This window comes from Brenneria rubrifaciens, assembly GCF_005484945.1.
Taxonomy (GTDB): domain Bacteria; phylum Pseudomonadota; class Gammaproteobacteria; order Enterobacterales; family Enterobacteriaceae; genus Brenneria; species Brenneria rubrifaciens.
The window spans coordinates 3,838,441-3,861,771 of sequence record NZ_CP034035.1; the positions used below are offsets into that span (position 1 = coordinate 3,838,441).

Below are 23,331 nucleotides of genomic sequence, written 5' to 3' on the forward strand. Positions count from 1 at the left end.
CTCAAAGAATCACAACGCGCTAATCTCATTAAATTATTTCGTCTATCAGGCCATGAGATATATCCAAAAGAGATTGTTTTCATTTGCGACTATTCATTTATGATGGGAATATGTAAGCAATCATTTAACTCACCGATATGAAAATAATGACAAGGATCGTTACTTTTATTTATTTATCATTTAAAATCAATAAATTAAATAATAATGGCCGAGCAGAAACGGCTTTTTTACGTCATTTGTTATTAACGATTTATTTACCTTTCTTTACATTTTCGACAAGTGCGGCTACGCCGATTGATCCTTCACAGATCGATAACAGGCAGATCAACCAACAGCAAATCAATCAGCAGGAACGGCAACACGCGCAAGAGCGACAACTGACGCCACGGGCGCCGGATGTTCGTTTGCAGCCTCCCAGCGCTTTCCTGACCCGTCTGCATTTCCCCGTGGAAATGACCCCGTGCTTCCCGATCAAAAAAGTCGATCTGCAAGGAACTCAGGATTTCCCTGGCTGGCTGCCATTACAGCGGCTGGCCGATCAAGCGGTGGATCGGTGCCTGGGGGCGAAAGGGATCAATTTGCTGATGAGCGTATTGCAGAACCGCCTGATCGATCACGGCTATGTCACCGCGCGCGTTCTGGCGCCGCCGCAGGATCTGAAAAGCGGTACGCTGACGCTCGCTATCATGCCGGGCGATGTCCGCGCGGTGAGACTGACGCCGGACAGCGATAACGATATCCCGCTCTACAGTGCTTTTCCGGCGCATGAGGGGGATCTGCTCGACCTGCGCGATATCGAGCAAGGACTGGAAAATTTGCAACGCCTTCCTAACGTTCAGGCAAGCATGGAGATTATTCCCGGTGAACAACCGGGCGAGAGCGATATCGTCATTACCCGCAGGCAGGAAAAGATGTGGCGTCTTGGCCTGTCGCTTGATGACTCAGGAACCAAAAGCACCGGCCGCTATCAGGGGGCCGCCACGTTGTCGCTGGATAATCCCTTTTCGCTTAGCGATCTCCTCTACGTTTCCGCCGGCCGCGATTTGCATGGTCAGAGCGGCAAGAGCAGCCGCAACTATACGGCACACTACTCGGTGCCTTTTGGTTACTGGATGCTGGGGATCACCGGCAGCAATTATGACTACCGCCAGACGGTGGCTGGTCTGAATGAGGATTACCGTTACAGCGGCAGAAGTAAAAACCTCAATGTGCAGTTAAGTCGCGTACTGCACCGCAGCAGCAGCCAGAAAACCTCGTTCACCTATGATTTACTGGCGCGCGAAACCCGTAACTTTATCAACGACACCGAGGTGGAAGTGCAGCGCCGCCAGACCGCCGCATGGCGGCTGGGGCTGCAACACCGTCACTATATCGGCCAGACCACGCTTGACGCCGGCGTCAGTTACCAGCGCGGCACCCGCTGGTTTGGCGCGCGTCCTGCGCCGGAAGAGTCTGTCGGCGATGCTACGGCGCTCGGCAAAATCTTTCTGTTCAACGCTCAGCTCAACGCGCCTTTTGCAATCGGTTCGCAGACGTTCCGTTACAACGTGCAGTACCTGCGCCAGATCAGCAACACGCCGCTTACGCCCCAGGATCAGTTCGCTATCGGCAACCGTTGGACAGTGCGCGGCTTTGATGGCGAACGCACCCTTAACGCCAGCCGTGGCTGGTATGTACGCAACGATCTGGCCTGGAGTACGCCGCTGCCGAATCAGGAACTCTATCTTGGCGCCGACTACGGCGGGGTGGGCGGCGCAGGCACGGAGATCCTGGTCGGTCATCATCTGGCGGGCGGCGTCGCCGGTCTGCGCGGCTACCTGCTCAACACCAGCTATGACCTGTTTGCAGGCGTTCCCTTCTCAAAGCCGGACGGCTTTGAAACCGATTCCGCGACTTTCGGGTTCAACCTCAACTGGAGCTGGTGATGCGCGTCGGAAATTATGACATCAAAGCGCCGCTGCTCTTGGGCGGCGAAGCGAACGAAGCGGAAGTGCTTGGCGCTTCCGTGTGGCTGTGGATGCATTCGCCGCTGCATCGCGATGCGCCGTTACATGCGCTACCGACGCTGCTGCTGCCCATCATCAAGCGCCGGCAGTACGTTTTGGTCGCCGAGCGGGAGCGCCCCATTTTCTTTCTGAGCTGGGCATGGCTCAACCTGGAATCGGAAGCACGCTATCTCACCCGCCCTGCCATCCACATGGAGGAAGAGGACTGGGACAGCGGCGATCGGATGTGGTTTTGCGACTGGATAGCGCCTTTTGGACACACCGCCGCAATGAACAAGCTGATGCGCGATGACCTCTTCCCCGACCATTGCGTCCGCGCGTTGTACCACCGCGGGCGGGAGCGCGGTAAACGCGTAGTGATGTTTCACGGCGCGAGAATAAGCCGCGAGGCGGCAAGAAACTGGTGTAAAGCACATCCCCTGCCCGTTGAGTTGCCGCAAGTTTTAACAGTAAGGACACAATGATGAACAAGAGCCTGTATCGTATCGTTTTCAATAAAGCGCGCGGCATGCTGATGGTAGTGGCGGATATCGCCCGCTCCGGCCGCGCCGGTTCTTCACCCTCTTCCGGCATTGGGCATACGCTTGGTCGTCTTATCGGTAAAGTCAGCGCCATCGGCTTCGGTCTCTGGCTGGCGATGGGGGTGATACAGCCCGTTCAGGCGAATATAGTGGCTAACAGCGGCGCGCCGAAAAACCAGCAGCCGACCATCCTCAACAGCGCCAACGGCACGCCGCAAGTCAATATTCAAACCCCTTCCGCGGGCGGCGTCTCACGCAACAACTTCAGCCAGTTTGATGTGAATCAGAAGGGGGCCATCCTCAATAACTCCCGCCAAAACGTGCAGACGCAGTTGGGGGGAATGGTGACCGGCAACCCGTGGCTTGCCAAGGGGGAAGCCAACGTCATCCTCAATGAGGTCAACTCGCGCGACCCGAGCCGTCTGAACGGCTTCATTGAAGTGGCGGGTAAAAAAGCGCAGGTGGTGATCGCCAACCCGTCCGGCATTACCTGTAGCGGCTGCGGCTTTATCAACGCCAATCGCGCCACGCTCACCACCGGGCAGGTGCAGATGAATAACGGCAACTTGACCGGCTATAACGTTGAACGGGGCGAGGTCGTGGTGGATGGGCCGGGTATGGATAGCGCCGGTGCGGATTACACCGATATCATTGCCCGTTCGGTAAAAATCAATGCCGGGTTGTGGGCAAAGGATTTGAAAGTCACCACCGGACGCAATAAGGTCGATGCCGAGCATGGCCGTATCGAGAAAACCACCGCCGATCCCGCCACTACGCCTCAACTGGCGTTGGATACCTCCTCCCTCGGCGGCATGTTCGCGGGCAAAATCCGCATGGTCGGCACCGAAAGCGGCGTGGGCGTGCGCAATGCGGGCGCCATCGGCGCGCAGGCGGGAAGCGTGGTGATCACCGCTGACGGGCGAATTGAAAACAGCGGCGCCATCAGTGCCGGCGACAATACGCAACTGACGTCTAACGCGGGCGTAACCAATAGCGGTGCGGTTCGCGCCGGGAATAACGCCAGCATCCAGAGTAAAGGCGCGCTCAACAACAGCGGCTCCGTCATTGCAGGCAACAATACGCTGGTCCAGTCCGACTCGCTGACCGGCAGCGAAGGAAGCGTGCTGGCGGCAGGCGTGAAAGATAACGGGCAACTGGCGGAAAAAGGCGATTTGCAACTGAACGCCGGCGGCCAGTTGAACGCGCACGGCAAAATGTTGGCGGGCGGCAATCTCAGCATCCGCAGTCAGGGGATGGATCTCAGCGCTAGCCAGACTCAGGGAACGCATGTTGAACTGGACGCCGGGAAAGGCAGCCTCAACACACAAAATGCACAGGTTTCTGCGCAGCGGTTGACGGCGCGAACCGACAAGCAGTTGAATAACGATGGCGGTGCGCTTGGCGCCGACGCGATGGCGCTTTCAGCGCAGAGTTTGTCAAATCGGCAGGGAGAAATCGTCCAGACCGGCAGCGGCGATCTGGCGCTGAACCTGCCGGGCGCGCTCAATAACCAGCAGGGAAAAATTGCCGCCAACGGTAATATTAACCTGGGCGCGCAGACACTTGACAACCAGCGCGGCAAAATACTGGCGGCGCAGGACGGCAGCCTGAACGCGCAGGTTAAAGGCACGCTGGATAACCGGAAAGGGTCGCTTGCCGCGGCCGGAAATACCACCGTAGACGCTTCCGAGCTCAACAATGAAGAAGGGTTGGTCTCCGCCTCAACCGGCAAGGGCGAGCTCCGCAGCAAACAGGCCATCAATAACCGTAAAGGGCGTATTGAGGCGGCCAAATCACAACGTATCGAATCCGTCGGGATGGGGAACCAGCAAGGCGTCGTGCTGGCTGAGGGGCTCGAACTGGCGTTGAACGACGGTACGCTCAATAACCTGTCCGGCACCCTGCTCTCTTATGGCGCGTTGGGTCTCAACAGCGGCGCAATGAATAACCAGAACGGATCGATCATCAGCCAGGGAACGCTCACCTACAAAGGTCTGGCGGTGGACAACCGCAACGGGGTGTTCGGCTCCGAACAGGCGCTGGCGGCCAGTTTCACCACCTTCAGCAATCAGGGCGGTTCCATTAAATCCGGCAGCGGGATGACCCTAAACGCTTCGCAATGGCTGGATAACCGCGGCGGCGTTATCGGCGCGGGCAAGGCGCTCTCACTCGACGCCGGTGAACTGCGTAACCGACAAGGTACGTTGGTCAGCGGCGATGCGGCGTCGATTAACGCCGATATGCTGGACAACCGCGTTGGACAACTGGCGGCGCAAAACGCGCTCCACCTGAGCGGTAAACAGATCAACAACGATGACGGCGGGCTTATTCAGAGCGGCGATAGCCTGGATGTCGACGCCGGCGAGCTCACTAACCGCAACAGCGGTGATAAAGGCGGCCTGATCAGTCAGGGCGCAATGGCGCTCGCGGCCGATGCTTTCACCAATGACCTCGGCCTTGCGCTTTCCGGCAGCGAATTTTTGTTGTCCGGCGGCACGCTTGATAACACCGCCGGGCGGCTAATTGCCGCAAATGCATTGACGTTCTCGTTAAGCGGGGAGTTCACAAACCAGTCCGGTCTGATACAGGGCGGAAACGTCGCGCTCGCTAACCAGGGACAGACGTTCAACAACCGGTCGGGAACCCTTAACAGCCTCGGCGCGTTAACCCTGAACAGCGGCGTAGTGAATAACCAGGGCGGCACGCTGGCGGCGAAAGGCGCGTTCGACCTCGTTGCCGCGGAGCTGGATAACCGCAACGGTGGGCGCGTTATCGGTGAATCAAACGCCAGTTTGCAGACCGGCAACCTGCAAAACGGCGGCGGGCAGATTCAGGCGGTGGGCGATATGCTGCTCGATAACGCCCAAGGCGCGCTTGATAACGTCTCCGGGCTTATCCGCAGCGGTGCGGATCTTACCCTCAATGCGCTTAATGTCATTAATCAGAACACCCAGGGGGCGAATCAGGGGCTGGAAGGCCGGACCGTCAATCTCAACACCGGCGGACTCAACAACCAGCACGGCAGTATCCTTGCCGATAATGCGCTGACGATTGGCAATAATGGCGAGTTGAACAACAGCGCGGGCGCACTGGCCTCTTCCGGTGTGTTGAAGATCAGTGGTTCAGGACTTAATCTCATCAACCGTGACGGTGTGGTGCAAGCCGGCAAGCAACTGGATATCCGGGCGGATAACGTCGACGGAAACGGGCAATTGCTCTCGCTGGGCGATATGACGCTGCAAAGCGATCAGTCGTTTGCAAATAGCGGCACGGCGATCGCCAACGGCAATTTCACGCTCGTCACACCGGGGAGCATCACCAACAGCGGCAAGCTGCTGGCGGGGAGTCAACTCGATCTGCACGGCGGCGACCTGACGAATACGGCGGACGGCGAAATCAACGCCGGACAGAACTGGCTGAATGTCGACGGCACACTACTTAACCACGGGCTGATTGACGGCGGGTATACGCGTCTTAACGCCGGTACGCTCACCAACACCGGTAGCGGCCGTATTTATGGCGACGTCATCGGCGTGAACGCGGCAACGTTCAACAACCAGGCCGAAAACGGCACGGCGGCCACCCTTGCCGGCCGCGAGCGCGTGGATATCGGCGTTCAAACCCTTAACAACAGCGGGCACGGCCTGATCTCTAGCGCGGGCGATATGGCGATTGGCGGCGAGCTGGCCGCCAACGGCGCGGCGACGGGGCTGGCGGCCGCTATCAACAACCATAGCGCCACCATTGAGTCCGCCGGGAATATGACGATTGCCGCCGGGCAGATTAATAACGTCAACGACAACTTCGCCACCGAGATCGTCACCGTTTCCAGCGGACCCGTGACTGAATACCAGCATGCCGGCTCGCCGAATCGCTGGAAGGCCGACGAAGAAGGCGTCTTTGTCGACCGCAACTCGTCAGACGGCCTGCGCAACCTGAACACGCCGGAAGATACGGGTTCCAACAACGACAGCTTCAGCCAGTACGACTACATCCGCACGGTTCAGGAGACGCGGATTAAAACCTCCGACCCGGCGCAGATCCTCGCAGGCGGCGACATCACGGTCGCCGGCGATGCGATCTTCAACGATAAAAGCCGGATTATCGCGGGCGGTACGCTGGAAACCCGCGGCATGAGAGAGATTAAAAACGACGACGTATCCGGCGAGCGCCATACCAACGATGAGGGCTGGGTGACGCACTACTACCGTATCCGCCATAAAGGGACGGATGAACAAGGCGCCGATCGCACAGCCTACACCCCGCCAACGGTGATCCAGGCCATTGCGCTTAAGCCGGGCCAGCTTGTCAGCAATGGCGAGGTTCAGGGCAGCTCGGTCAACCTCAATCCGCTGACCCCGCAAAGTATCGATGTGACCATCGGCCAGACGGAAGCGGTCACGGCGCAGGTGAACAGCGACTCCCGCCTCCCCCAATTACAGTCGGTTTCCGCTGGCGATCCGGTCACCCCGCCGCCGGGTCAGCAGTTTGAGGTCAATCCACCAGAAGGGACAATCCGCATCGTCGGCCCGGACACCACGCTGCCGGATAACAGTCTGTTCACCGTTAACCCGTCGACGGATGTGCCCTATCTGGTGGAAACCGATCCGCGTTTCACCAATGAGAAACAGTGGCTCGGCAGCGATTATATGCAGAACGCCTTCAGTCAGAACGGAGATCACACGGCCAAGCGCCTTGGCGACGGCTACTATGAGCAGCGTCTGGTGCGCGAGCAGGTCATTAATCTGACCGGACAGCGCTATCTGGACGGCTACACCAGCGACGAAGCGCAATTTAAATCATTAATGGATCAAGGTATTACGTTCGGCAAACAGTTCTCGCTGAAGCTGGGCGTGGCGCTGACGGCAGATCAGATGGCGCTTTTGACCGGCGATATCGTCTGGCTGGTGAACCGAGAGGTGAAAATGCCCGATGGCTCCATAAGCACGGTGCTGGTGCCGCAGGTCTACGCCAAAGTGAAACCGGGCGATATCGATGGCGCCGGAGCGCTGATCGCCGGTAACAATGTCGTGATGAAGCTCGACGGCGACCTGTTTAACCGCGGTACCCTCGCCGGACGGCGCGTGTTGCAGTTGGATGCCGACACTATCACCAACCAGACCGGCGCCATTCAGGGGGCCGATGTCAGCCTGAATGCCCGGACGGATCTCAACAATATCGGCGGCATTATTCAGGGCAACGACAGCCTGCTGGCCGGCGCCGGACGCGATATCAACGCCACCACTACCCTTCGCAGCGTGGAAAGCGCCGCGGATCAGAACCGTTTCGCCAGAACCACTATCGACAGCGTTTCCGGTATTTACGTTCAGGGCGCGGACGGCAAGCTGACCCTCCAGGCCGGACGCGATCTGAACCTGACGGCGGCCCAGGTCGTGAACAGCGGCGAAAAGGGTCAGACGCGGCTTATCGCCCGGCGCGACCTGAACCTCGATACCGTCACGACCGCCCGCCGCGACGACCTGGTCTGGGACGGTGACAACACCCTGAAGCAAAGCCAGCGCGACAGCGTGGGCAGCGAAGTGGTCGGTAAAGGCGGCCTCACGCTGGCGGCGGGTAACGACATCAACGCACAGGCGGCGTTGCTCTCATCGGAGAATGCGCTGCAACTGAGCGCCGGGCATGACGTGAATATCAAAGGCGCGGAGAACACCCTCGATCTGGATGAACGCCACAAGGTGACCGGCAGCAGCAGTTGGCTGTCGAAGACCACCACCCGCACGCATGACGCCGTCTCCCGCCAGACGGTTGCAGGCAGCGAACTGAGCGGCGACAACGTGGACATCACGGCAGGCAACGACCTTGCCGTACTGGGCAGCAACGTGGCGGGCAGCGGCGACGTGTCCCTGCTGGCAGGCAACGAGTTGACCGTCGGCGGCATGCGCGAGCGTAACAGCGAACGGCATCAGAAACAGGAGAAAAAATCCGGCCTGATGAGTTCCGGCGGCATCGGTTTCAGCATTGGCTCGCAAAGCCTGGACGTGACCGATACCGGCCGGGACGTGACGCAACTGGGCAGTACGGTCGGCAGCGTGAACGGCGATCTGACGCTCAGCGCGGGCAACCACCTCGCCGTGACCGGCTCAGCGCTGGTGGCGGGCAACGATATGACGCTCAGCGGCGGGCGCGTCGACATCGATGCGGCGCAGAATCAACGCCGCCAGACGCACGAAGTGGCGCAGAAAACGTCGGGCCTGACGCTGGCACTCTCCGGGGCGGCGGGCAGCGCATTGAATACCGCCGTGTCCACGGCGCGGGCGGCCAGAAACACCGACAATGACCGCCTGAAGGCATTGCAGGGGGTGAAAGCGGCGCTGAGCGGCATTCAGGCGACGCAGGCGGTCCGTCTGGACGCGGCGCAAGGCGGGGATGCGGCAAACACCAATACGGTGGGCATCAGCCTCTCTTACGGCAGCCAGTCATCGAAGTCGACGCAGCGCAGCGAGCAGAACACCGCACAGGGCAGCAGCCTGACGGCGGGCGACGATCTCCGCATCAGCGCCACCGGTCAGGACGGCGACCTGACGGTGAAAGGCAGCCGGCTCAACGCGGGCGACAACGTGCTGCTTGCCGCCAATCGCGATATCAACCTGCTTTCGGCGGAAAACACCCGGCAGCTTGATGGCAAAAACGAAAGCCGCGGCGGCAGCGTCGGCGTGGGGATTGGCGTCGGCTCCGGCGGCTGGGGCATCAGCGTCTCCGCCAGCGTCAACAAAGGCAAAGGCAGCGAGAGCGGTAACGGCGTCACCCATACCGAAACCACGGTGGATGCGGGACGCCGGGTTACCCTGCTGAGCGGGCGCGATACCGCGCTCAGCGGCGCGCAGGTGAGCGGCGAGACAGTGAAAGCCGATGTGGGACGTAACCTGACGATGACCTCGGAGCAGGACAGCGACCGCTACGACGCGAAGCAGCAGAACGCCGGCGCCGGCGGCAGCTTCACTTTTGGCTCGATGAGCGGCTCGGCGAGCGTCAACCTGAGCCGGGACAAGATGCACAGCGACTACGACTCGGTGGTTGAGCAAACCGGCATTTTCGCCGGCAAGGGCGGCTTTGATGTGACGGTGGGCGAGCATACCCGGCTCGACGGCGCGGTCATGGGTTCGACCGCCGCGCCGGACAAAAACCGCCTCGACACCGGGACGCTGGGCTTCAGCGATATTGAAAACCGCGCCGACTATAAAGCGGAGCACCAGAGCATCGGTATGAGCACCGGCGGCGGCATCGGCGGTCAGTTCGCGGGCAATATGGCGAACGGCCTGCTGGCCGGGGCCGATAGTGAAGGCCGCGACAGCACGACCACCCGGTCGGCGGTCTCCGAAGGGACAATGGTTATCCGCGACGGCGCGAACCAGCAACAGGATATAAACCAGCTCAGCCGCGATGTGGCGCACGCCAACCAGACGCTCTCGCCGATATTCGACAAGGAGAAAGAGCAAAACCGGTTGCAGCAGGCGCAACTGATAGGCGAAATCGGCAACCAGGTAGCGGACATTGCGCGTACGGAAGGCAGCATCCAGGCAACGAAGGCCGCGAAAGAGACGTATCCGGGTTATACCGCCGGGCAACTGCGTGAAACGGATATCTACAAAGCCGAGATGCAGAAATATGGCACGGGCAGCGCGGTTCAGCGGGCGATACAGGCGGCGACGGCAGCGGTGCAGGGGCTGGCCGGGGGCGATATGACGAAAGCGCTGGCAGGCGCAAGCGCTCCGTATCTGGCGGAAGTCATCCACGACATGACAACCGACGCCGATGGCAAGATAAACACCGAAGCCAACCTGATGGCCCACGCAGTGGTGGGCGCGGTAGTAGCGAAGGTGCAGGGCAACAGCGCGTTGGCGGGAGCGGCAGGCGCGACGGTAAGCGAGTATATCGCCCAGCAGCTTTATCCAGGAATATCGCGGGATGCGTTAACAGAAGATGAGAAGCAAACTATCAGCGTCCTTTCCACCCTGGCGGCAGGCTTGGCGGGTGGCGTAGTGGGTGACAGCAGTGCTAACACGTTGGCGGGAGCACAGGCTGGTAAGAATGCGGTTGAGAATAATGCGCTGAGTGACATTATTGAGAATAAAGTCTCGGGTGTGTCGCAGGAAGAGAAGTACCAAAATGCGCAAAAAGAACTGGTTGCTGCCGTTGAAGAGTTCAAGGCACAGCACTGTGCTGGAATGAGTGCAGAAGCGTGTTCGGCCAAGATAAGTGAGCATCGCAATGAATTATTGAAAGGCGCTGCTGGTTTTGGATTAGACTTCATACCGGTTGTGGGCGATATCAAGGGCTTTGCTGAAGCGCAGTCAGCCATTGATTATCTTGGAGCAATGGCTGGGTTGATCCCCGTAGCGGGTGATGCGGCGGGCAAGGCGATAAAAGCAGCAGAAGTGGCGCTGAAGAAAGGGGATGTTGCTGAAGCGTCGAAGCTGATTAATAAGGCCAGTGATGAGATATCAGGCTATTTACCGAGTCCCGGACATGCATCTTTACCCAACTCTGGAGTCGGATCTAATGCTGCATTCTCAGTTACTAATGCGCAATTGGGTAAAAAACTTGGAAAACATGTTGAAGATTTCGGCGGTAATGCATCGAATGCGGCAGATAGGCAACGTGTATTAGATATTATAAATGATATCGGTTCTAATCCTGATAAGGTCGTCGCCGGTAAATTTGCAGGTCAAGGTGTAGGAAACGGCGCTAGCCGTGGAGATGTATTCTTCAGAATAAAAGGGAATGATGTTGTTGTCACTAAGCCAGATGGCAGTTTTGTCACTATCCTTAAGGACGGGGTTAATAATACATCGGTGAAAAATGCACTTAAGGGAGACCCGAAATGATGAATCCTTTAGGTAAATATCAAGAATGGGCTAACCATGTTATTGGTGAAAGACTCTCAGGAGTGAGAGGGTTAATCTATGTTTTTGAAACGCCTGACTTTGAACATCCTCAGCAATTACAGTTTATTTTTTCCAATACTGAGAGCATAGCCAGTTTCAGGTGTGGTAAAGATGGTTCAACCCTAGAGGTAACAGACTTTCCTGTTCAGGGAAATGATCTTGGAGAATATGGCAAGGAAATAATTATGGATGTTTCAAATTCAACATTTTTTGTTGATTATATTGGAAAATCCCTATTGAAAGCTTATTCGATATTTTCTTCGATAGAGGATGCCTATATAGGAATAAAGCTGGTTTTTGAAAGTGGTTTGAGTTTGATTGTTGTAAATGTTGGTGATGAACTAAATATTAGTGACTCTTTATCATCATCATATGAACACGATGAAGGTATCAAATATCAAGAGTTATAAATGGTTAATCCCGGCCATTTGGCCGGGATCGTCACTTTGACCGGTCAAAACCTCAGTTCCATCTCAATCACCAGCCGCCCGCGCTCAACGGTGACGATAACCGGCTGTCCGGTGTTAAAGCCGAGTTCTTCCAGCCACCTGCCGCTGAGCTTGAGCTGCGGGCTGGGCGGTTTTTTACCGCCGTTGGGGGCGTAACCGACGGTGTAATGCCGCTTACATGCGTTTTTAGTTCGTCAGCGAATTGAGTAAAAGCTCCGATATGAGCCAGCCGGGGGTTACAGGAAAGGCTAATATCAGCGGCAGATGGCGCTGTTAGGATGGTGTGGTTGTAGTCTGGAAAATCACGGCGGAGCGGTAGCATACTCGTGCTGAAAAGCGCGTGTTGCAGTTGGATGCCGACACTATCACCAACCAGACCGGCGCCATTCAGGGGGCCGATGTCAGCCTGAACGTGACCGATACCGGCCGGGACGTGACGCAACTGGGCAGTACGGTCGGCAGCGTGAACGGCGATCTGACGCTCAGCGCGGGCAACCACCTCGCCGTGACCGGCTCAGCGCTGGCGGCGGGCAACGATATGACGCTCAGCGGCGGGCGCGTCGACATCGATGCGGCGCAGAATCAACGCCGCCAGACGCACGAAGTGGCGCAGAAAACGTCGGGCCTGACGCTGGCGCTCTCCGGGGCGGCGGGCAGCGCATTGAATACCGCCGTGTCCACGGCGCGGACGGCCGGAAACACCGACAATGACCGCCTGAAGGCATTGCAGGGGGTGAAAGCGGCGCTGAGCGGCATTCAGGCGACGCAGGCGGTCCGTCTGGACGCGGCGCAAGGCGGGGATGCGGCAAACACCAATACGGTGGGCATCAGCCTCTCTTACGGCAGCCAGTCATCGAAGTCGACGTGTAAGTATCCCGCATAATCGTGCCATTCACATTTAGAGATCTTCCGGCATACTCATTTTGCCAACGAAGGAGATCGCTATGCGTAAAGCCCGTTTTACTGAGCATCAGATCATCACGGTGATTAAGTCAGTTGAAGCTGGACGAACAGTGAAAGATGTCTGCCGCGAGGCCGGAATCTCTGAAGCCACTTATTACAACTGGAAGTCTAAATACGGTGGCATGGAAGCATCTGATATTAAAAAAATAAAGGATCTTGAGGACGAGAACCGTCGGCTCAAGCAGATGTTTGCCGACCTCAGTCTTGAGAATCGGGCATTGAAAGATGTTATCGAAAAAAAGCTCTGAAGCCAGCCTTTAAGCGTGAGCTGGTGACGCACCTGATAACAACGTTCGGACTGAGTATCCGTCAGGCCTGCAGGAGCATGAACCTGAGCAGAACGGTTTTCCATTACCGTCCGGACAACACGCGTGACGAACCCGTTATTTTCGCATTGCAGACGGCTGCGGAAAGATATCCACGATACGGCTTCCCGAAGCTGTTTCAGGTTCTGCGGCGGCAGGGATACCAGTGGAACCATAAACGGATCCACCGTATTTACTGTCTGCTGAAACTGAATTTTCGTCGCAAAGGCAAACAGCGTCTGCCGGTACGTAACCCATCGCCGCTGACCACACCTGAAGCTCTGAACCAGAGCTGGTCTGTTGATTTCATGCATGACGCGCTGATTTGCGGCCGTCGCTTTCGCACATTCAATGTCGTCGATGATTTTAATCGCGAGGCTTTGTCGATCGAAATAGACCTGAACCTGCCGGCCCAACGAGTGGTTCGAGTGCTCGACAGGATCGCAGCAAACCGGGGATATCCCGCGATGCTTCGCATGGATAACGGCCCGGAATTTATTTCACTGACTCTGGCTGAGTGGGCAGAAATGCACGCAGTGAGGCTGGAATTTATCAAACCGGGTAAACCGACTCAGAATGCATTTATTGAACGCTTTAACCGGACATACCGCACTGAAATACTGGATTTCTATCTGTTCAGGACGCTGAACGAAGTACGAGAAATCACAGAGCGGTGGCTTTCAGAATATAACTGTGAGCGTCCACATGAATCGCTGAGCAACCTGACACCGGAGGAATACCGATTACAACACCATCTGGCCGGGATCTCAAAAAGTGCGTGGAACTAAAACGGGTCTATTTACAGACGCAGCGCAGCGAGCAGAACACCGCACAGGGCAGCAGCCTGACGGCGGGCGACGATCTCCGCATCAGCGCCACCGGTCAGGACGGCGACCTGACGGTGAAAGGCAGCCGGCTCAGCGCGGGCGACAACGTGCTGCTTGCCGCCAATCGCGATATCAACCTGCTTTCGGCGGAAAACACCCGGCAGCTTGATGGCAAAAACGAAAGCCGCGGCGGCAGCGTCGGCGTGGGGATTGGCGTCGGCTCCGGCGGCTGGGGCATCAGCGTCTCCGCCAGCGTCAACAAAGGCAAAGGCAGCGAGAGCGGTAACGGCGTCACCCATACCGAAACCACGGTGGATGCGGGACGCCGGGTTACCCTGCTGAGCGGGCGCGATACCGCGCTCAGCGGCGCTCAGGTGAGCGGCGAGACAGTGAAAGCCGATGTGGGGCGTAACCTGACGATGACCTCGGAGCAGGACAGCGACCGCTACGACGCGAAGCAGCAGAACGCCGGCGCCGGCGGCAGCTTCACTTTTGGCTCGATGAGCGGCTCGGCGAGCGTCAACCTGAGCCGGGACAAGATGCACAGCGACTACGACTCGGTGGTTGAGCAAACCGGCATTTTCGCCGGCAAGGGCGGCTTTGATGTGACGGTGGGCGAGCATACCCGGCTCGACGGCGCGGTCATGGGTTCGACCGCCGCGCCGGACAAAAACCGCCTCGACACCGGGACGCTGGGCTTCAGCGATATTGAAAACCGCGCCGACTATAAAGCGGAGCACCAGAGCATCGGCATAAGCACCGGCGGCGGCATCGGCAGTCAGTTCGCGGGCAATATGGCGAACGGCCTGCTGGCCGGGGCCGATAGTGAAGGCCACGACAGCACGACCACCCGGTCGGCGGTCTCCGAAGGGACAATGGTTATCCGCGACGGCGCGAACCAGCAACAGGATATAAACCAACTCAGCCGCGATGTGGCGCACGCCAACCAGACGCTCTCGCCGATATTCGACAAGGAGAAAGAGCAAAACCGGTTGCAGCAGGCGCAACTGATAGGCGAAATCGGCAACCAGGTAGCGGACATTGCGCGTACGGAAGGCAGCATCCAGGCAACGAAGGCCGCGAAAGAGACGTATCCGGATTATACCGCCGGGCAACTGCGTGAAACGGATATCTACAAAGCCGAGATGCAGAAATATGGCACGGGCAGCGCGGTTCAGCGGGCGATACAGGCGGCGACGGCAGCGGTGCAGGGGCTGGCTGGCGGCGATATGCAGGCGGCAATTGCCGGTGGCGCGGCGCCTTATATTGCAAATGTCATCGCCCGGACAATACCTGAAAATAATATGACCGGCCGGGTGCTGGCGCATGCGACGGTGAACGCGGCGCTGGCGGCGATGCAGGGCAAGGATGGCGCAGCGGCGGCAGGCGCGGCGACGGGCGAGTTGATGGGGATGATAGCGACCGAAGCGTATGGTAAAAAGGTCGGTGAACTGAGCGAGGACGAGAAGCAGACGATATCGGCGCTGGCGACGCTGGCCTCCGGTCTGGCCGGAGGTCTTGCGGGAGACAGTTCTGCATCCGTCCTTGCCGGCGCTCAGTCCGGGAAGACGACGGTTGAGAATAACTATCTGAGTGATACGGACATCACCGACTTCACTGAAAAATACGCCAACGCAAAGACAGACGCGGAGAAAGAGCAGCTTCTGGCTGACCTGAAGAAAAAAGATGCAGCGCAGCAGCAACAAGCAGAGACCACAGGGATATCGGTCGCTGATCAAAAAGAAGAATTAGTGAAACTCAGGGTACTGATGGACTCATCAGAATGTAATGCTCAGTGTCGTGAACTGGTCAGCTACTCTATATCCGAACTGGAGCCTGTGGCGAATAACCAGCAGTTGCACAAAGATAACCTCAATAAAGGGATATTGGCGGGTGTTATTTATGCTCTGACGGTAGAGAAACCGATGAGTGGCAGTTCGACGTCTGGTTTATCTTCTTTGACGAAAGAGCAGCAACAGTTAATCAGAAACGCGGAATATATAACAACGGCCAAGGGTATTCAGAATCCGTTCCCAAGGGATCTGAATGAGAAGGTTCTGTGGAATGGGGTTAAAGCTAATCCATCGGCTGGGGATGTGCTTAAAGGAATGAATAAAGACCCCCGCTTCCCTGCGTCAGCGGGATTCCAGAAAATGCAGGTTACTCATGAATTACCTGATGGTTCTAATATCACAATACATTATCAATACAACTCAAATACCGGTAAGGCTTATGATATGAAAATGGTGACGCCACAGGCTAACCCATTGCAACCTGGTCCATCGTTAAAGGGTAAGTAATGAAAATTAAAAATGATAGATCTGAAAAGATTATTGATGTTTATGCTATTTACTGGAGCAATGGAGAAACTTATTTTTATGGTTTTTCAAAGGGGTATAACGGACTACTTGCTTACAAAGCTAGCAATGTGAAGATCATTGATCATGAAATGTCTGGTGATTTTATATTCTTTGAGGATGGGATTTTTTATAAACCGTTGATAGAAGAAAAGCTTCTTGATGATCTTCTTGAATATGACGAAACCGCCTACAACCGTTTCCTTGAGATCCTAAAAGCGGAAGGGCGAGTAGAGCCCGACTTTTATTAAAAATATCCCGGCCCCTGAGCCGGGATCGTCGTTTTTGGCGCTTAGAGCCTAAGCTCGGCCTCAATGACCAGTTTACCGCGCTCAACGGTGACGATAACCGGCTGGCCGGTGTTAAAACCGAGTTCTTCCAGCCAATTACGGCTGAACTTAAGTTTCGGGCTGGGCGGTTTTTTACCACCGTTGGGGCGTAACCGACGGTGTAATGCCGCTTACATGCGTTTTTAGTTCGTCAGCGAATTGAGTAAAAGCTCCGATATGAGCCAGCCGGGGGTTACAGGAAAGGCTAATATCAGCGGCAGATGGCGCTGTTAGGATGGTGTGGTTGTAGTCTGGAAAATCACGGCGGAGCGGTAGCATACTCGTGCTGAAAAGCGCGTGTTGCAGTTGGATGCCGACACTATCACCAACCAGACCGGCGCCATTCAGGGGGCCGATGTCAGCCTGAATGCCCGGACGGATATCAACAATATAGGCGGCATTATTCAGGGCAACGACCGCCTGCTGGCCAGCGCCGGACGCGATATCAACGCCACCACTACCCTTCGCAGCGTGGAAAGCGCCGCGGATCAGAACCGTTTCGCCAGAACCACTATCGACAGCGTTTCCGGTATTTACGTTCAGGTGAGCGGCGAGACAGTGAAAGCCGATGTGGGACGTAACCTGACGATGACCTCGGAGCAGGACAGCGACCGCTACGACGCGAAGCAGCAGAACGCCGGCGCCGGCGGCAGCTTCACTTTTGGCTCGATGAGCGGCTCGGCGAGCGTCAACCTGAGCCGGGACAAGATGCACAGCAACTACGACTCGGTGGTTGAGCAAACCGGCATTTTCGCCGGCAAGGGCGGCTTTGATGTGACGGTGGGCGAGCATACCCGGCTCGACGGCGCGGTCATGGGTTCGACCGCCGCGCCGGACAAAAACCGCCTCGACACCGGGACGCTGGGCGTCGGTGTCGATATTCCACAGGCAAAGGACTTCACCCCCAGCCACGGCATGATTTACCTGCGTTACTCCCCCGCTGGCTGGCAGGACGATCTTGACAGCCCGCCACAGCCGCTGATGCCTTAAGCCGATTTTAAATAGTGACGGCCATTGCCGCCCCCTTAATCAGTCCATTTCAGTCCTGTCGGCGTTAATGGTTTTCCAATTGACTAATAAATATAACCTTTTGATAGAAAAAAATATCAGTCCTTACTGCCTTGTACTCTTCTGCGTTTTCGACGCTGGAGAGGGTTTGCGCAGGACAACCCAACGGAAAAGTCTGACTGCATGGTCAGTTATCCTGAATTTCCCTTACCCGTTGTTTTTAAATAGCCATTCCGCCCGCCATTTGTAGAATATTTGCAAATTGTAAATCAACGTAAGCGTTACGTTCGTTTTGTATATGCCCTTTTGCCTCATCGCTTTTGTGATTGCCTCAATCACAGCAAAAAGGAAAACAAGGAAGTCACATGGAAACACTCAACCGCCGCGCCACACGCGGCCTCGGCTATCTGCTGATATACCTGACCGCCATCCAGCCGCTGCACCCGGCGTTCGCGGCAGGGATAACCGCCGCCAGCGGCAACACCCAGGTGTTGCCGGGTGAAGTGCCGGTAGTGAACATCGCCACGCCGAACGCCGCGGGCATTTCACACAACACCTATCAAGACTTCAACGTCGGCACCCCCGGCGCGGTGCTGAACAACAGTACGGTCGCCGGAAAATCACCGTTGGCCGGACAGCTTGAGGCCAACCCCGCCCTCAAAGGCCACCCCGCTGATTTGATTATCAATGAAGTCACCGGCACCGCCCGCTCACAGCTTCAGGGCAAGCTGGAGGTGTTCGGCAACAAAGCCAACGTCCTTATCGCCAACCCCAATGGCATCACCTGCGACGGCTGCGGCTTTATCAATACCCCCGGCGTGACGCTGACCACCGGCAAGCCGCAGTTGGATAAACAGGGCGCGCTGGACGCATTGGCAGTCAGACAAGGCAGCGTCGTCATCGGCCCCGGCGGATTAGACGCCGGCACGCAGGACTATGTCGATATCATCAGCCGCGCCGCCGAACTCAACGGCAAAATCAACGCCGCAAACCTCTCGCTGACGCTCGGCGCCAACCGGGTGAACGTCGCCGACGGTTCAGTTACCCCCATCGCCGGTCAGGGCGACACACCGCCACTCGCGGTGGACACCAAAGCGTTGGGCGGAATGTACGCCGATAAAATCCGGCTGGTCGCCACGGAGGAAGGCGTGGGCGTCAACCTGGGCAATCTGACCTCGACCCGGCAGGGCATCACGCTCAGCGCCAACGGCCAGCTTCGGTTGGGCGACGCGAGCGCCAAAAGCGACCTGAATCTGAACGCGCAGCAAACCGATATCGACCCCGGCGCGAAGGTCGTGGCCGAACGCGATATCACCCTGTCCGCGGCCACGCTGAATAACCACGGCACGCTTTCCGCCGGCCGGGATATGCGCCTGTTCAGCGACCAGCTGACCAATACCCAGGCGACGATTGCGGCTGAAAACAACTTATGGCTCCAGAAGGATGCGCAGGGTAATAAAGGACAGCGGGTCGAAAACCGCTCCGGGACGATAAAAACCCACAGAGGCGATTTGGTCATTCGCACCGGGCGGCTGGACAATGTGTTTCATCAGACCACGGATGAAAAGACCGAGGTCAGCGCCCCGCAGGGGCTGGCTTTAGGCCACATGCTCGGCTGGAAATGGCTACCGGACGAAAAGCGTTATGTCCGCGTTTACGGCGCGCTAGATTTTGACGAGCATAAGAACCAGAACTGGTTCAATATGATAACCTTCGCCGCCCTGAACGACGTCAACTTCAAAAAATACCGCTACAACACTGTGCTGACCGGCGACAGACCTGAAATAAACGCAGGTGCCAACCTCTATATCCACGCCACCGAACTCAATAACATCGTTGGCGACATGTCCGCAGACCGCAACCTTTTACTGACCGGGGAGCGGCTGAATATCGAAGGAAGAGCGTCGGGGTTCATCAAATTCTATAAAACCTATGAAAATAGGCCCCTCCCCTTTGTCGACCCGACCATGGAAGAGTACTTTCTGAAGGACTGGACGAAGACTGAAACCTATTTCTTTAACAGCATCGGCGATGCCGTCGTCTGGGATGTAAAAGACCGCGAGAGAAGTAAAATCAGCGCCAAAGGCAACCTTGTCGCCGACTTTAAAGAGACCATCAATCTCGTTACCCCCACCCCTGCGGAACAAGATAACGCCGATGAGGTCATCGACCCGTTACTCAGATTCAATACGCTGTCGGCCCGGAATATTACCCTTGCCGCAAAGCATATCACCAGCACTGAAAAACTTGGCGCCAGAGATGATATTACGCTCATCGCCCGGGAGAACATCGACCTTAAAGACAGCGAACTCAACGCCGGCAACACCGTTTCGCTGCTGGCCGCCGGTCACGTCAACGGCTGGCAAAGCAGCATCCAGGCTGAAAATCTCAATGTTACCGCCCGCACCGGCGACGTCACCTTCCGCACCAGCCTGAGTCCGCGGTTTTACAGTGCGTATGACATTTACAGCACCCGCGACGAGCAAAAAAGCGCACTGACCGTCAGCGGCGATATGTCCCTCTCGGCAGGCAACGACCTCTCCCTGAGCGACATCGTCTTCACGCCCGGACGCAACATCAGCCTGACGGCGGGCAACGACCTGCTTGTCGAAAACACCGTGGCGTTATCCTCCTCACGGCGCGTCGGAACAGCCCTCAGCAATGAACCCCTGCAGAAGACATGGGGTCAGACGCTCGTCCCCACCGGTCGGCTCAAGGCCGACGAATCGGTTCTGCTCAATGCGAACGGTACGCTGACACTCCGGGGAGCCCGTATCGACGCAGGCAGGGATATCACCCTGAGCGCGGCGCGGCACATTGACCTGTCACCCAATCCGCTCCCTGACGCGCTGGCGAGTCATTTCCCTTCGTCACGCACGCCCGAACTTCGCAGCACGCTGAACGCGGGCAACCACCTCAGCCTGTTCAGCGGCGCGGACATCAACGCGCAGGCGCTGTCCGCTTCCGCCGGAAAGGATGTCACCGTCTCCGCCGGCCGCCGCCTGCTGATGCCGGCGTCCGCTTACGACGCGCTGGCGGCGGAAAACGGCGACAAAGACCAGCGCCATGTCGCCGCCGCGTTGCAGGCCGGCAACAAACTAACCGTCACCGCCCAGGATACCCTGCGCGCCGACGGCGCCCGTTTCTCATCCGGCAACGACATGACCTTCAGCGCCAACGGCGACATGGCGTTCAACGCCGTCGCCAACCGCCTCTACCAGGCCGGCGACAAGGAACACACCGAATCCATTACCCAGCAGAATACTCAGCTTTCCAGCGGCGGCGTCCTCACCCTGCTTTCCGGCGGCAGCATCCTTTTCCAGGCCACGCAACTGCTCGCCAAAGGCGCGCTCGACGCCGCGGCCACCGGTGGCTTTCTTTATGCGCAGGCGATGGAGGAAAGCAACCGTTACGAGCGCATCGAGCAGGACCGTAAATGGTATGGCAAAAAAGTCACCGTTCGCCGCATACGCCATGATGTCACCAACAAGGTCACGGCGTTTACCGCCGGGGACGATATCAACCTGCTCAGTCGTGACGACAGCACCTACGAAGCCAGCAAAATCAACGCCGGCAACAATGCCACCCTGACCAGCACCCACGGCAAGGTCAACTTCAGGGCGGTCAAAAACACCGCTTTCGAGCAGACCATCACCACCGCCAAAGGCTTCTTCATCAAGAACGCCGACAAAGGCTACGCCAAAGACACCTGGCTGCTGCCCGCCGTTTATACCGGCGGCAACCTCACCGTCGATGCCGCTACCGGCATCACCGCCGATGTCAAAACCCAAAACGCCCGGTCGCTGCAACAGGCCCTGCTGACGCTGGGCGACACGCCGGGCACCGCATGGCTGAAGGGGCTGAACACCCGCGAAGATGTGCAATGGAATGCGGTGCAGGACGCCTACAGCAACTGGGACTACAAAAGCCAGAGCCTCAACCCGGCGGTCGGCGCGGTGATTGCCATTGCCGTGGCCGCCGTCACCGCCGGTTCGGGGCTGGCGGCGGCAGCGGGCGACTTCGCCGTCGGCGCGGCAGGAGCCGGGGCCGCCCCGGCAACCTATGGCGCCGCCTATTCGGGGATGACCGCCCTCACCGCCCAGGCCGCCGTCGCGCTGGTGGAGAACGAAGGCAACCTCTCCAAAACCTTGCAGGCAATGGGCCGCAGCGGTTCGGTCAAATCGCTGGTCACCTCGATGGTGATTGGCGGCGCGCTGGCGGGCTTTGATGACATCATGACATTCAACCAGACAGCCGGCGGCGTCGCGCCCGAAAAAGCCAGGCTGCCTCTACTCAGAGTCGGCGACTGGGGGAAAATCGCCCGGCGGGTGGCAGGACAGTCGGTTATCCAGTCAAGTCTCAACACCGGCATTAACGGCGGCAGCTTTAAGGACAACTTCACCGATGCGCTGCTGGCGAATATCGGCGGACAGATAAACGCCGAAGGCGCCAGTCTGATTGGCGATAACGGCCAGGTGCTGGGGGTGCCGGGCAAAATGCTGAGTCATGCGGTCGTCTCCGGCGTGGCGGCCGAAATTGGGCGCGGCAACGCCAAAGGCGCGGCCGCCGGCGCGCTGGCCGCGGAGTTGGCGGGGATTATCATCAACGACAATCTGGTGAAAACAGAAAACTGGCAGGAGCAGCAGGCGCAAATCAGCCGTGTCGCCGGCGCCTTCGCCGGGGCGCTGGCAACTGGGAAAGCCAGTGGCGTCGACAGCGGCGCCAATGCCGCGGAAATGGTTGAGCGTTTTAACCGCCAGTTACACCTTGATGAGCTAAAGGCGATCAAAGAACTGGCTGATGGCGACAAAGCTAAAGAAGAACGCTTGTTAGCCGCATCCTGTCGCCAGGTTAACTGTACCTCACAGGAGTCTTTAAATTCCGCCGAGCGCCAACGCTATGAAGCCCTGATGGAAAAATACCCGGCAACCCGTGAAGAAGATGGATTGCTGGCCAACTACTGGGTGCAGAAAGCCCGGCAACGCACCGGGAATTATCCGCTCTATGCCGGGTATGATGTGGCGCAGTTATTTACCTATACTCAGGCAGATAAAATAGCTGACAGTCAGCTTTTTTCCCGCAACCAGTGGATTGAAAACGCGGCGGATATCACCGGATGGTCGCGTGAAACGATTGAAACGCTGGGGTATACGGAGTCGGTAATCGTTTCTCTGGCGACGCTGGGCAAATCCGGCAAATTCGCCAGTCTGGGCACTCCGGCGGCGGGGAAATACCCGTATCAGGCATCGGATTACCTGCGTGATATACAAAAGTATCACACGGATGAACTCATTAAGCTGTTCGACAGAAATCAGAACCAGAGTACGCTGACCCTTTACGGGCAGACTTTCACTCAGGCCACAGGTAAAGGCGGCAGCAACAGGACCGGCACCACCAAGGTCTTCAACAGCGAAAACCTCAGCGACCAGGAAATTCGCAACTATGCCCAATCGCTAACCGGCGGCGCGGCGTTCAAGGAAACCTTACCGGGTAGAGTCTGGACGGCGCAACTGGCTGATGGCTCGAAGATTAATTTGCGCAGTGTCTCTTCCAGTTCAGATAAAACGAAAGCACGATGGACGGTGGAAATATTGCAAGATTCCAATGTATCAAAGGTCGTTGGTGAAAACGTCAAACGTATTGAGATAAAATTCAGGTAA

At 57.4% G+C, this 23,331-nt stretch carries 8 protein-coding genes and 4 pseudogenes; 10 read left to right on the forward strand and 2 right to left on the reverse strand.

All coding sequences use genetic code 11. The features are described 5' to 3' along the window. Positions 1-146 precede the first annotated feature (146 nt). From EH207_RS17195 to EH207_RS17210, 4 genes are read left to right on the forward strand one after another with little or no spacing between them, the layout of a single operon-like run. Positions 147-1,925 carry a ShlB/FhaC/HecB family hemolysin secretion/activation protein gene (locus EH207_RS17195; protein ID WP_137715080.1) on the forward strand — a complete coding sequence of 593 codons (1,779 nt, stop codon included), beginning with the start codon at positions 147-149 and terminating at the stop codon, positions 1,923-1,925. Beyond that, a complete protein-coding gene (locus EH207_RS17200) occupies positions 1,925-2,470 on the forward strand; it encodes a toxin-activating lysine-acyltransferase (protein WP_137715081.1) in 546 nt (181 codons plus the stop codon). The genes EH207_RS17195 and EH207_RS17200 overlap by 1 nt, the downstream gene beginning before the upstream one ends. Then, entirely contained in the window at positions 2,470-11,373 is an 8,904-nt protein-coding gene (locus EH207_RS17205; protein ID WP_137715397.1) for a hemagglutinin repeat-containing protein, read from the forward strand. The genes EH207_RS17200 and EH207_RS17205 overlap by 1 nt, the downstream gene beginning before the upstream one ends. After that, positions 11,370-11,843 carry a hypothetical protein gene (locus EH207_RS17210; protein WP_137715082.1) on the forward strand — a complete coding sequence of 158 codons (474 nt, stop codon included), beginning with the start codon at positions 11,370-11,372 and terminating at the stop codon, positions 11,841-11,843. The genes EH207_RS17205 and EH207_RS17210 overlap by 4 nt, the downstream gene beginning before the upstream one ends. Before the next feature lie 44 nt (positions 11,844-11,887). Here EH207_RS17210 and EH207_RS18665 read toward each other — a convergent pair. Beyond that, positions 11,888-11,995: pseudogene (locus EH207_RS18665) on the reverse strand (SymE family type I addiction module toxin); the annotation flags it as partial. Positions 11,996-12,285: 290 nt separating this feature from the next. Here EH207_RS18665 and EH207_RS17220 point away from each other — a divergent pair. From EH207_RS17220 to EH207_RS17235, 4 genes and pseudogenes are all read left to right on the forward strand, one after another. Beyond that, a pseudogene (locus tag EH207_RS17220) lies at positions 12,286-12,744 on the forward strand (hypothetical protein); the annotation flags it as partial. Positions 12,745-12,826: 82 nt separating this feature from the next. Further along, positions 12,827-13,938 (forward strand): IS3 family transposase gene (locus EH207_RS17225; RefSeq protein ID WP_137712232.1). Its coding sequence is split into 2 segments (ribosomal slippage): positions 12,827-13,088 and positions 13,088-13,938, totalling 1,113 coding nucleotides; the frame shifts between segments, so codons are not numbered across the junction. 20 nt (positions 13,939-13,958) lie between these two features. Next, a pseudogene (locus tag EH207_RS17230) lies at positions 13,959-15,572 on the forward strand (hemagglutinin repeat-containing protein); the annotation flags it as partial. Positions 15,573-16,276: 704 nt separating this feature from the next. Further along, positions 16,277-16,585, forward strand: coding sequence for a hypothetical protein (locus EH207_RS17235; protein WP_137715085.1), 309 nt, complete (start codon positions 16,277-16,279; stop codon positions 16,583-16,585). Between the two features lie 41 nt (positions 16,586-16,626). Here EH207_RS17235 and EH207_RS17240 read toward each other — a convergent pair whose 3' ends face one another. Beyond that, positions 16,627-16,716 (reverse strand): SymE family type I addiction module toxin, encoded by a 90-nt coding sequence (locus EH207_RS17240; RefSeq protein WP_137715398.1) that lies wholly within the window; start codon positions 16,714-16,716, stop codon positions 16,627-16,629. 487 nt (positions 16,717-17,203) lie between these two features. On the opposite strand from EH207_RS17240, the pseudogene EH207_RS18670 reads away from it, so the two are divergent. Together EH207_RS18670 and EH207_RS17250 are read left to right on the forward strand one after the other, a co-directional pair. Beyond that, positions 17,204-17,575: pseudogene (locus EH207_RS18670) on the forward strand (hemagglutinin repeat-containing protein); the annotation flags it as partial. A 461-nt stretch (positions 17,576-18,036) separates the two neighbouring features. Further along, on the forward strand, positions 18,037-23,331 hold the full coding sequence (locus tag EH207_RS17250) for a DUF637 domain-containing protein (RefSeq protein WP_137715087.1): 5,295 nt from the start codon (positions 18,037-18,039) through the stop codon (positions 23,329-23,331).